The sequence below is a fragment of the Rhizobium leguminosarum genome (assembly GCF_019798305.1).
Taxonomy (GTDB): Bacteria; Pseudomonadota; Alphaproteobacteria; order Rhizobiales; family Rhizobiaceae; genus Rhizobium; species Rhizobium leguminosarum_U.
Genome location: NZ_JAAXDD010000008.1, coordinates 335,406 through 346,422, shown reverse-complemented (window position 1 = coordinate 346,422; position 11,017 = coordinate 335,406). Strand labels below are relative to the sequence as shown.

Annotated in this window: 10 protein-coding genes and 1 pseudogene; 4 read left to right on the top strand and 7 right to left on the bottom strand. The window is 61.0% G+C overall.

Annotation, left to right across the window (positions count from 1 at the left end):
• The 5 genes and pseudogenes from HFO99_RS17000 to HFO99_RS16980 all read right to left on the bottom strand — a co-directional run.
• Positions 1 to 259, bottom strand: a pseudogene (locus tag HFO99_RS17000) (sugar ABC transporter substrate-binding protein); the annotation flags it as partial.
• A gap of 87 nt (positions 260 to 346) precedes the next feature.
• A complete protein-coding gene (locus tag HFO99_RS16995) occupies positions 347 to 1,867 on the bottom strand; it encodes an aldehyde dehydrogenase family protein (RefSeq protein ID WP_222362355.1) in 1,521 nt (506 codons plus the stop codon).
• Complete coding sequence (locus HFO99_RS16990) at positions 1,867 to 2,646, bottom strand: enoyl-CoA hydratase/isomerase family protein (protein WP_222333077.1); 780 nt, start codon at positions 2,644 to 2,646, stop codon at positions 1,867 to 1,869. The genes HFO99_RS16995 and HFO99_RS16990 overlap by 1 nt, the downstream gene beginning before the upstream one ends.
• Entirely contained in the window at positions 2,639 to 4,252 is a 1,614-nt protein-coding gene (locus HFO99_RS16985; RefSeq protein ID WP_222362353.1) for an acyl CoA:acetate/3-ketoacid CoA transferase, read from the bottom strand. The genes HFO99_RS16990 and HFO99_RS16985 overlap by 8 nt, the downstream gene beginning before the upstream one ends.
• Before the next feature lie 9 nt (positions 4,253 to 4,261).
• Entirely contained in the window at positions 4,262 to 5,308 is a 1,047-nt protein-coding gene (locus HFO99_RS16980; RefSeq protein ID WP_222362351.1) for a LacI family DNA-binding transcriptional regulator, read from the bottom strand.
• 169 nt (positions 5,309 to 5,477) lie between these two features.
• On the opposite strand from HFO99_RS16980, the gene HFO99_RS16975 reads away from it, so the two are divergent.
• Positions 5,478 to 5,699: a hypothetical protein gene (locus HFO99_RS16975; RefSeq protein WP_222362349.1), complete on the top strand. Its 222-nt coding sequence runs from the start codon at positions 5,478 to 5,480 to the stop codon at positions 5,697 to 5,699.
• On the opposite strand, the gene HFO99_RS16970 is transcribed toward HFO99_RS16975, so the two are convergent.
• The gene (locus HFO99_RS16970) at positions 5,696 to 6,154 is read right to left on the bottom strand and encodes a cupin domain-containing protein (RefSeq protein ID WP_222362347.1); all 459 of its coding nucleotides are present in this window, start codon (positions 6,152 to 6,154) and stop codon (positions 5,696 to 5,698) included. The genes HFO99_RS16975 and HFO99_RS16970 overlap by 4 nt on opposite strands.
• Before the next feature lie 247 nt (positions 6,155 to 6,401).
• Between HFO99_RS16970 and HFO99_RS16965 the strand changes: the two genes are divergently transcribed.
• Both HFO99_RS16965 and HFO99_RS16960 read left to right on the top strand, forming a co-directional pair.
• Positions 6,402 to 7,937 (top strand): PAS-domain containing protein, encoded by a 1,536-nt coding sequence (locus HFO99_RS16965; protein ID WP_222307898.1) that lies wholly within the window; start codon positions 6,402 to 6,404, stop codon positions 7,935 to 7,937.
• Between the two features lie 63 nt (positions 7,938 to 8,000).
• On the top strand, positions 8,001 to 8,618 hold the full coding sequence (locus tag HFO99_RS16960) for a carboxymuconolactone decarboxylase family protein (RefSeq protein WP_025394157.1): 618 nt from the start codon (positions 8,001 to 8,003) through the stop codon (positions 8,616 to 8,618).
• Between the two features lie 40 nt (positions 8,619 to 8,658).
• On the opposite strand, the gene HFO99_RS16955 is transcribed toward HFO99_RS16960, so the two are convergent.
• Positions 8,659 to 9,633, bottom strand: coding sequence for an alpha/beta hydrolase (locus tag HFO99_RS16955; protein WP_222307922.1), 975 nt, complete (start codon positions 9,631 to 9,633; stop codon positions 8,659 to 8,661).
• 349 nt (positions 9,634 to 9,982) lie between these two features.
• On the opposite strand from HFO99_RS16955, the gene HFO99_RS16950 reads away from it, so the two are divergent.
• The gene (locus HFO99_RS16950; protein ID WP_222362345.1) at positions 9,983 to 10,987 is read left to right on the top strand and encodes a ketopantoate reductase family protein; all 1,005 of its coding nucleotides are present in this window, start codon (positions 9,983 to 9,985) and stop codon (positions 10,985 to 10,987) included.
• The last annotated feature ends 30 nt before the right edge of the window (positions 10,988 to 11,017 follow it).

The following is an 11,017-nucleotide window of genomic DNA, read 5'->3' as shown; positions in this document are numbered from 1 at the left end:
TCGGATAGGTGCCGGCCGCAACCATCGCCTTCAGCGCCGTCATCGCCGCATCGCCGCCGCCACCGGCAACAGGCACGTCCTTCCAGGCAAAACCTTCCTTCGAAAGATCCTGCTTCAAGACGTTCAGCGCAGCCGCCTCGCCACCAGACGTCCACCAGTGCAGCATCTGCACTTCCTTGACGTCGGCTGCATGGGCGGACACGCTGGCGCCGGCCAGAGCCAATGCGACTACGGCAGTCGTGGTCAGAAACCTATTCATCGAAGAACCTCCCAGTTCCATCTTGGAAGATGCGGGACCTATTCCCGCACCGATCACCCGCCTCCTCAGGCGTAGTTTGACTACCGGCTAAGCCGGCTTTTCCGTCTGCGGCATCCACCAGCTGGTGCGTTTGCCGATATGCATGTTGAGTGTCTTGGTCTCGGTGTAATCCTCGACCGCATGGCGGCCGAGCTCACGGCCGAGGCCGCTTTGCTTGTAACCGCCAAAGGGAAGTTCCGAGGCGCCATCCATGAAGGTGTTCATCCAGACCGTCCCTGCCCGCACCGACCGGCCGATCGTCAGGCAAGTGTCGAAATCGCGGCTCCAGACACCGGCCGACAGGCCGTAGTCGATGGAATTCGCGATCCTGATCGCTTCGGCTGATGTTTCGAACGTCAGGACCGAAAGAACCGGACCAAAGACTTCCTCGCGCGCCACGGCCATGTCAGGGGTGACCGCTTCGAGGATCGTCGGCGACATGAACTGTCCCATGCCGAGGTCAAGCGTCTCGCCGCCATGTGCGACCCGGGCACCGTTGCTCCTCGCGCCGGCGACGTATCCTGATATCTTCTCGAGATGCTGCGGCGTGATGATGGCGCCGACCTGCGTCGAAGGATCGAGCGGGTCACCGACCTTCACTGCCTTCGACAACTCGGCAATCCGCTTGACGACATCGGAAGCGATTGATTTGTGGAGAATCAACCGCGAGCCGGCGTTGCAGCACTCGCCGGCATTGAAGTAGGCGCCGAAGACCGCGGCATCGATGAAGGCATCGAGATCGGCATCCGGGAACACGATCTGCGGGTTCTTCCCGCCCAGTTCCAACGAGACCTTCTTCAGCGTCTGTGCGGCATTCGACATCGTCAGCTTGCCGACGCCGGTCGAGCCGGTGAAGGACACCATGTCGACGTCGGGATGCGACGTCATGACCGCGCCGACCTCTGGTCCCGTACCGGTGACAATGTTGACGACGCCATCCGGAATGCCTGCTTCCTGCAGGATCTCTCCCAGCACCAGCGTCGATCCCGAGGTCAGTTCCGAGGGCTTGACGACGGTCGTGCAGCCAGCGGCCAAGGCGAAAGGCAGCTTCTGGCCGACGATCAGGAACGGAAAGTTCCAAGGCGTGATGATCGACACCACGCCGATCGCTTCGCGAAGGACGACGCCGAGCGTGCCATCGCCGAGCGTATTGTAGCTCTCTCCGTGGAGGTCACGGGCAAGAGCCGCCGCGTAGCGCCATATGTCAACGGAGCCTGCAATTTCTCCCCGCACCTGTGTGATCGGCTTTCCTGCCTCGATAGCATCGAGAAATGCCAATTCCTCTGCACGCGCCGCAATCAGATCGGCCGCCTTGAGCAGGATGGCGGAACGTTCGGCAGCGGTCATTCGGGGCCACGGCCCGCGGTCGAACGCCTTGCGTGCCGCGGAAATCGCACGCTCGGCGTCCTTCCTGCTGCCGGTCGGGAACCGGCTGACCACGACACCATGGCTTGGCGCGACACGCTCGATCGGATCAGAGCTGCCTGCCTCCCATTTGCCATCGATGAGCATCTTGAAATCACGCGCTTTGTGGGCGCTGAGCGCGGTGGGGTTGACGAGGACCGTCATTACCATTCTCCCTTGAACATTGCCGGGCGCTTCTCGCTGAAAGATGCGACGCCCTCCTTCAGATCGCCGGTCTTCGCAGCGAGGATCGAGCCCAGGGCTTCGACCGCGGTTCCGTTGTCTTCGCCGTTTGCCGATGCGATCATCAACTTCGCGATCTCGATGGCAGCCGGCCCCCTTGCGGCAATCCGCCCAGCATATTCCCTGGCAGCAGTGAGCGCGTTTCCGGTAGGGACAACCGCGTCTACGATCCCCAGCAGGCGTGCCTCCTCAGCGGTGAATATCTCCCCGCCCAAGGCCATACGCCGGACGGCCTGCGCCCCGAACCGGCGCACAAGACGCTGGGTCCCGGACCAGCCCGGCACCATGCCAAGGCCGGTTTCCGGCAGACCGATCTTAATCTGTTCCTCTGCGAGGCGAATGTCAGCGACCCCTGCAAGTTCAAGCCCTCCCCCGAGCGCATGGCCATTCAGAGCCGCGATCAGCGGCATCCGGAGCGTCGCCAGTCTTTCGAAGACACGGTGGCCGTGCCGAACCCAGAGATGGCCGAACTCCTGAGGCAACATTCCGCCCCAGGCCTTGATATCGCCTCCGGCGGAAAAACCCTTTCCTTCGCCGGTGAGAATGGCAGCGCGCACATTGGCGTTGGCCTCCACCTCGTCCGCTGCGGCCGCCAGCGCTTTCAGCATATCCAAGTCGAGCGCGTTCAGCTTCTCCGGACGAGAAATCGTCAGCGTCGCAACATGTCCATCGACGTCAACCCTGACGGTTCCGCTAGCCATGGAAGCTGCCCTCCAGCGTCCGTGCCTTTTTTTCTGGAAGCGACAGGCCGACGTTTGCCTCCGCAAAGAGCGCCGCGTCCATGACCTTCAGGTCGGGCGCCACGATCAGCGGAAACTCCGACTGATCGAGGATGTGGGCCTGGAGATCGACGCCGGGCGCAATCTCGGTGAGGACGACGCCATCAGGCGTCAGCTTCATCACGCACCTCTCGGTGACATAGGTGATCTCCTGCCCCTGCTCGATCGCGCGCCTGCCGCTGAAGGTGACATGTTCGACCTCGCTCACGAGCTTCTTCAGCTTGCCTTCCTTCTCGATCAGAAGAGCTCCATCGGCGATCGAAAGCTTTGCTCCGGCGTTGAACATGCCGGAGAAGACGATCTTCTTTGCCCGCGCCGTGATGTCGACGAAGCCTCCGGCGCCAGCCGTCACATGCGGCCGGAAGGAGAGCTTGGAGACGTTGACCGAACCGTCTTTGCCGATCTCGAGGAAGGACAGCAGCGATGCATCGAAACCTGCACCCTGGAAATAGGTGAACTGATAGGGAGACGGCATGTAGGCGTCCGCGTTCGACGCGCAGCCAAAGGCGAAGTCGAGCAGCGGCACACCACCGACCGCGCCTTGCTCGATGACCCAAGTGACCGCGCCGTGAAGTCCTTCCTCCAGCAGAATGCGCGGAACGTTGGCCGATATGCCGAAGCCGAGATTGACGCAGCTTCCCGCTTGCAGTTCCTGCGCAACACGGCGCGCGATAACTTTCTGAACATTGAATTCCGGAACGCTGAAACTATCGAGCGGGCGGAAGATCTCCCCGGAAATTGCCGGATCGTACCCCGTCTGCGTCGTCTGCTTCTGTTCCGGATCGACGATCACATAATCGACCAGCATTCCAGGCACCCGGACGTCATGAGGCTTCAGCGAGCCTTCCTTGGTGATCCGCTTGACCTGCGCGATGACGATGCCGCCGTTGTTGCGTGCGGCCAGCGCCTGATCGAGACCGCCGAGATAGGCGCCTTCATGTTCGTATGTCAGGTTGCCGCGCTCGTCGGCGGTGGTGGCGCGGATGATGGCGACCTCAGGGACGATCGAGGGAAAGAACAGCCAGTCATCGCCTTCGAAGCGCACGCGCTTGACCACCGGATGCTCCGACGCCAAGCCGTTCATCGCGCAACCCTGCCGCTCCGGATCGACGAATGTGTCGATGCCGATCTTGGTCAGGACGCCCGGTCGCTTCGCGGCAGCTTCGCGATGGATGTCGAACATGATGCCGGACGGAATGTTGTAGGCCGTGATTTCGTTGTTGGTGATCATTTGCCAGATCAGCGGCGGCTCTGACGACGACGGACCGGACGGATAGGAACCACCGATGATGCGCTTGAGCAGACCCTTCTTGGCGATATGGTCGACGCCCTTGATGCCGCTCATGTCGCCGGCGGCGATGGGATGAAGGGTCGTGATATCCCGGGGATGGCCGGTCGCATCGAAACGTTCGCCAATCGCCTTCAGCATGAGGTCCGGGCAACCGAGACCGCTCGAGGAAGACACCGTTACAACAGCGCCATCCGGGATCAGCGCGGCCGCTTCGGTCGGGGTGAGATGCTTCTTCATCAGCGCTACTCAGAGTCCTGTTTCAATTTTTACGCTCCTGCGGGCTCCGCAGCTCTCGCGAACAACCAGCCGAACCGCAGTCGTCACCGTCTCCGCCTCGGCCTTGCCCGCATTGATCTGCTTGAGAAGTAGCTGCGCGCCGCGACGCCCGATGCCCTGCGGATCGACCGAGACCGTCGTGAGCGCGGGAACCGCCGCCTGAGCCTCGATGACGTCGTCGAAACCCACGACCGCGAAGTCGGAGCCGGGCTCCAGTCGGCGCGCACGCAATCCGTCGCAAACACCGAAGGCTACGGCATCGTTGAAACAGACGGCTGCCGTGGGTTTGCCGGCAAGAACGATTGCCTTTCCGATCGCCTCTACCCCGCCGGCTCGCGAAGGCGCGGACGAGATGACAAGTTCTTGGTGATAGTCGAGCCCGGCTGCCTCCATGCCGCTTCGGTAACCGGCAAGGCGGTCATCGAAGACGGCGGTATCTGGAAAGCCGCCGAGAAAGGCGATGCTCTTGTGACCGAGCTCCGCCAGGTGCTTGACTGCGGACATCATGCCAGCCTGGTTGTCGGAGACGACGGACGAGACTTTGGCGCCAGGCAGGTTTCGCACGACGACGACCACCGGAATCCCTGCTGCGACAAGCGGCTTGAAGTCTGCGGCATCGGTGGCGCGCGCCGGCGACACGATGAGCCCCGAAATGCCATGTTCCCGCATCGATGCGACAACCTCGCGCTGCCTATCGATGCTCTCGCTGGTGTTCGACAGGAACTGCACGAACCCGGCCGACTGAACGACCATATCGACGCCGACTGCCAGTTCCGCGAAGAAGCTGTTCGTCAGGTCGTTCACGACGACCCCGACGATCCGCGATTTGGCACCGGCCTGCCGAAGATTGGCTGCGCCGCGATTGTAGACGTAGCCCAGTTCGCGCATCACGGAATTGACCTTGGCACGCGTCCCCTCATTGACCAGGGAGGAGCCCTGAAGCACCAGCGAAACCGTCGATTTCGAGACGCCGGCGGCCTTCGCAATGTCGATGACGGTTACCCGCGTCTTTGTCACGTCTTCCTCCCGACGCCAACGTCGAATGATTGCTTAAATATTTGGAACGTTCCAAATATGTCAAGAGGAATTTGTACGGATCATTATCATTTGGGTATTCGGCGGCAATTTCGGCCTTTTACGACGGCCGGAATCTCATATTAGAAATTGGAACGATCTAAGAACTGACTTGACTGAAGCATATATCGATGTTTTTTTGATTGCAAAATTGTATGTGGTGCACGACCGACTGATGCGTTGCTCGTCCAGCAAGGACGGCCATCTGCTGCTCAGCCTGGTGTTCCATCTGAAGGCGACATACGGTTCGCAGCAGCCTGCCGGAGCAAGCAAAACAGCTTCGTCATTGAATCCTGGTACGGCTATCGCAAGATGGTCGCGACAACCAATTTAAGCGGGCCAGTCAGGTAGCAGCGTGATGCCAAATTTGGCGGAAGCCGTCCTGAGGCGGTCAACCTCCTGGGGTGTCGGCGGTCCGGCCAATTCGCCGTGCCGGAGTTCGTGGCCGGCTTCTTCGAGGAATTTGTCGAAGAGAGCCGGCGTATCGATCAGGATATAGCGAGCCGGCCGGCCGCTCATATTCATCAGTTGATGCGGCACCCCGCGCTCAAGAAAGATGCTCTGACCAGCGGTCAATCTGTGCCCTTCTCCGTTGACCACGGCGGTCAGGGCGCCCTCCATGACGTAGATGGTTTCGTCGTCCTCGGCGTGGACATGGATCGGCGTCTTCGTGTTTCCGGCGCTGATGTTTTCGAAGAGGCAGAACCGACCGTTGGTCTGCTGGCCGGACAGCAGGCGTTTCATAACCACGCCGGACAGAAAAAATTCTTTCGTTTCCATACTGCTCATAGCGATCATCCTTATTGGAATTTCGAGGTTTCGCTCCACACGATCATTGTCAGGCGCTATCAGCGGCAAACTAACATGAGCCATTCGTCAAGTGCCAGCGCAGGCCATTTCTGCGGGCGATGTGGCGGCGACCGCTCTCTTCCAGGTTTCCGTCGAGGAATTCCCGCCGATAGACATTAGCGAAACTTTATCGTTTCTGACGAATGCTATGGATACGTGCAACGCGCCAGATCTGAAGCAGGGCGGGATGATGTCACACTCGTTTGAATCCATTCTGGAGAGCCTGCCTCAGGGCATCGTTCTGCTTGATCCTGCCGGTACGGTGACGGCTTTCAATTCCCGCACGCTTGATATTCTCGGCCTTGCGGAAGGAGCCATTCGCAAAGGCATGAATATCGACGGATTGCCGGGCACCGCAGACTGCCGTGCAGTGGCATCCCGGCGGACGACGATAGGGGGGCCGCCCACGTCTCAATTTGCCCTCTCCGACGGAGGGATGGTCTCATTGACCTGCGCGCCGTCGAAGGATGGAGGCTGGATCCTCAGCTACGAAGACATCTCGACCCTCATTCGCGTCGAAGACAGCCTGACTGAGCAACATCGCCGGTTCGACGCAGCCCTCAGCAACATGCCGCATGGGCTGTGCATGTTCGATTCGTCAAAGAATCTCATTCTGTGCAACGCCTCCTATGCACGGATGTACAATCTGCCGGACCTGCTGACGCAACCGGGAACGCCACTCGTGGATATCCTGGCCTATCGCAGCCGGGAGGGAAATGGGCCGGCCGATACCGCCGCCTATTTTGACGTGGTCTTCGAAGCGACAGCACGCGGTGCGCCGGCCAGCCAAAATATCGTCCTGGCCGATGGACGCGTTATCAAAATCACCCACAATCCGATGCAAACGGGTGGATATGTGGCCACGCATGAGGACGTGACAAAGACCGTGCGACTTGCCGAAGAGCTGCGCCGGCATCACGATCAGCTCGAAGCGACGGTGCAGAGCCGCACGGCGGAAGTCGAGCGGCAGGCGCGGGAGCTCGAGCGCATGCTGGCGCAGGAGCGGAACATTAACGAATTGCAGCGGCAATTCGTGGCGATGGCATCCCATGAATTCAGGACCCCGCTTGCCATCATCGACGCTGCTGCCCAGCGGCTGCTGCGAAAAAGGGGGGCGGTCGAGCCCGAATTTCTCAGCGACAAGGTCGATCAAATCCGCGCATCGGTGACCCGGATTGTCGATCTTATGGAGAGCATCCTGTCAGCCGGACGCCTTGATACCGGCAAGATCGATATCAACTACGACGCCTGCGCATTGAGATCATTGATAAAAACGTGTTGCGAGCGGCAATCGACGATCGCAAAATCGCACAGCTTTGTGTTGGATATCGACGGCCTGCCGGAGTTCATCGATGCCGATCCCCGGACTTTGGGACAGGTCTTTACCAACCTGCTTTCCAATGCCGTCAAATACGCGCCTGGAACCTCCGAAATTCGCGTCACCGCATGGGCAGAGACGGGAAACGTCAAAGTTTCGATCAGCGATGATGGCGTGGGGATCGATGCCGAAGACGTGCCCCGGCTGTTCCAGCGCTATTTTCGTGCCCGGACTTCGACCGGGATTGCCGGAACCGGTATCGGCCTCAATCTGGTGAAGCAGATCATCGAACTGCACAACGGCTCGATAGAGGTTCGAAGCGCAAGAGGATGCGGATCGACATTCACCGTAACTCTTCCGATCAGGAGAAGTGGTAACGCTTCCGCGACCAATGACGCTGCCTGACGTTTCAGGATTGCTGTCCTGCTTATCTACCCTATCCTTCTCACAATAGAGGAGGATCATGCCATGGCTTTCATTCACACCCCCAACGCATCCGCCAGCGAGAAGACGACGTCGATGTATGCGTCGGCCGAGGCGAATTATGGTTATCTGCCGAACATGTATCGGGCCTTCGGCCATCGGCCGGAGGTGATGGAGAGCTGGGCGGCGCTGCTTTCGAGCATTCGCGGCCATATGAGCTTGCGGCGCTACGAACTGGTGACGCTGGCGGCAGCCAAGGAGCTCAAATCCTCCTATTGCATGCTGGCGCACGGCTCGGTGCTGCTGCGCGAGGGTTTCACCAGCGACGGGCTGACGGCCGTTGTCAACGAGACGGAGAAGGCGCCAATCGATGCCGGCGAACGCGCCATCATGGCTTTTGCCGCCAAGGTGGCGCGCGATGCGACGTCGGTGACCCAGCAGGACATCGACGGGCTGAAGAAACACGGGCTGAGCGACGCCGATGTCTTCGACGTCACGGCAGCGGCAGCGGCCCGGTGTTTCTTCTCGAAAATGCTGGATGCGCTGGGCGCTGCACCCGACCACGCCTATATGGAGCGGCTGGAGCCGAATGTGCGAAAGGCGCTCAGCGTCGGCCGGGAAGTCGAGCGGCCTCTGGCGCCGTCACCGTCTCGCTCGCAATGATGCGATGACGGAGGTGCCAGGATGCCTGGTCCTGCCGCCCCTACTCCTGCGGTTTGTCCGCAAAATGCCGGATCGCAAATTCGGCGATATTCTGGCTCGACCGATCGGCATCGTCGAGCAGCGAGGGAAACAGCTGCCACTGATGGGGCATGCCCGGCCAGACCTCGGTGGTGACATCCACGCCCGCCTGGCGCGCCTTGTCGGCGAGTCGCAGCGTGTCGTCCAGCAGGACTTCGCCGGCGCCGACCTGCAGCAGCAGCGGCGGAAAGCCGGTCATGTCGGCATAGAGCGGCGACGCCTGGGGATCGGTCGGAGATCGGCTGCCGAGATAGGTCTTGCGCAAGCTCTCGATTGACATCTTGCTGACCAGCGGATCGCTTTCGGCATTCGATGTCATCGAGCCGCCCGTCGCGGCAAGATCGGTGATGGGGCTGAGCGCAATCACCGCCGCCGGCAGCGGTTTCGCCGCCCGCATCTGCCGCAGCATCGTCTCGATCGCAATATTGCCGCCGGCGCCGTCTCCCGCCACGATGACATTCTCGCTCCGGTAGCCATTGTCGAGAAGCCAGCGATAGGCCGTCAGCGCGTCGTTGATCTGCGCGGGATAGCCATATTCGGGCATCAGCCGATAATCGATGAGAAAAACGTCGCTGGATGCGGCCTTGGCGAGCGAGCCGGCAAGCAGGCTATGTGTGCGAATGGAGCCGCTGGAAAAGCCGCCGCCATGAATATAGAGGATCACCCTTTGGCCGATCGGGTGATGAAGACGGGCAGGCCACATCAGCTCGGCGTCGACGCCGTCGGCATCGACCTGCCGCACCTGGATGCGCGTCGGCCCCGGCGTCGTCTCCATCAGCGTCCTGAAGGCCGTCCGCCGCTGCTGCAGGCTATCGGCGCCGGCAAAGTGATCTTTCCATAGGCCGACAAGTTTTTCGACCTGTTCGCGCGAGGCCGGGCTTTGCGGCCCAATGTCCCGCCCGACCGCCGCCGAGGCAAGCAGCATCAGCACAGCCAACGCGGAAAACAGACTGCTGGGGCGCTTTGGTCCTCTTCGATTGGCAGTTGGCAAAATCCGACGGTTCATCAACCTCTCCCGATGATGTTGGCTGTGGTGGCCATGGCGGCATCTTTGGCCAGTTCACGCGTCGGAGTCAAAAGGATGACGGATACGAATCCCGATTTTCCGAGCGATGCAACGACCTCGGCCTGAAGACCGGCATTACCCGTCGTATCCCCAGATCTCGGGGATCCGGCGGGCAGCGCCGCTGTGACCGCAGGAAAGCGCATCATGCGGCAAATTAGCATTCGCCTCACGTCTGGAATGACCTAGATCTAGGTTCGATCATCACCGCAAAGAGGCGAGCATGTCCATCAAGTCCATCTGCATCTATGGCGCTGGCGCACTCGGCGGCGCTATCGCCGTCAAGCTTGCAAGCCAAGCCGCAAACGACGCCACCATCTCCGTCGTCGCGCGTGGAGCGCATCTCGACGCCATCCGCGACAACGGTCTCAGCCTGCGCGAAGCCGATGCAGAAAGGCCGCTCAATGTCCGCCTGACTGCGACCGACGATCCCAGCACATTGCCACCGCAGGATCTCGTCATCACCGGCCTCAAGGGGCATCAGCTGGCGCCTGCTGCCGAAGGCATTGCAAGCCTCCTCAAGGAAGGCACCCGCGTCGTCATGATCCTCAACGGCATTCCGTGGTGGTATTTTCACCGCGATACCCAAAGCCGGCATGCCGAGCTGCAGTTCGACGAGCTCGATTCCGGCGGCAGGCTCTGGCGGCTGATCGGGCCGGCACGCGTCATCGGCTGCGTCGCTTATCAGGGCGCAGAGGTGATCAATCCCGGCGAGATCCAGCTTGCCAACAACGGCCGCTTCGTGCTCGGCGAGCCCTCGGGCGAAATCTCGCCCGATCTCGAGGCGATCGCCGCGGTGCTGACCGACGCCGGCCTCAACATCACGACGACGCCTGTTATTCGCGACGAGATCTGGAGCAAGCTGATGGGCAATACCGCCTTCAACCCGATCAGTGCGCTGACCAGGGCGCTGATGACCGACATCATGGCAGATCCAGCACTTTCGACCACAGTCGGCAAGGTGATGAACGAGGTCCGCGCCGTCGGCGAGGCCTTAGGCGCGCGTTTCAGCATGACCGTCGAGCAGCGGCTCGAACAATCGCGCCATATCGGCGCCGTGCGCACGTCGATGCTGCAGGATCTGATCGGCGGCAAGGCGCTCGAAATCACGCCACTGGTCGGCATGGTGGTGGCGCTCGGACGCCTCGCTGCCGTGCCGACCCCGGTCTCGGAAACGATCCTGGCGCTGGTGACGCAATTGGATCGGGAAAACCAGCGCGGTAACTGATCGCAGAGGAAAGGGCGGCCGGGAAAAACC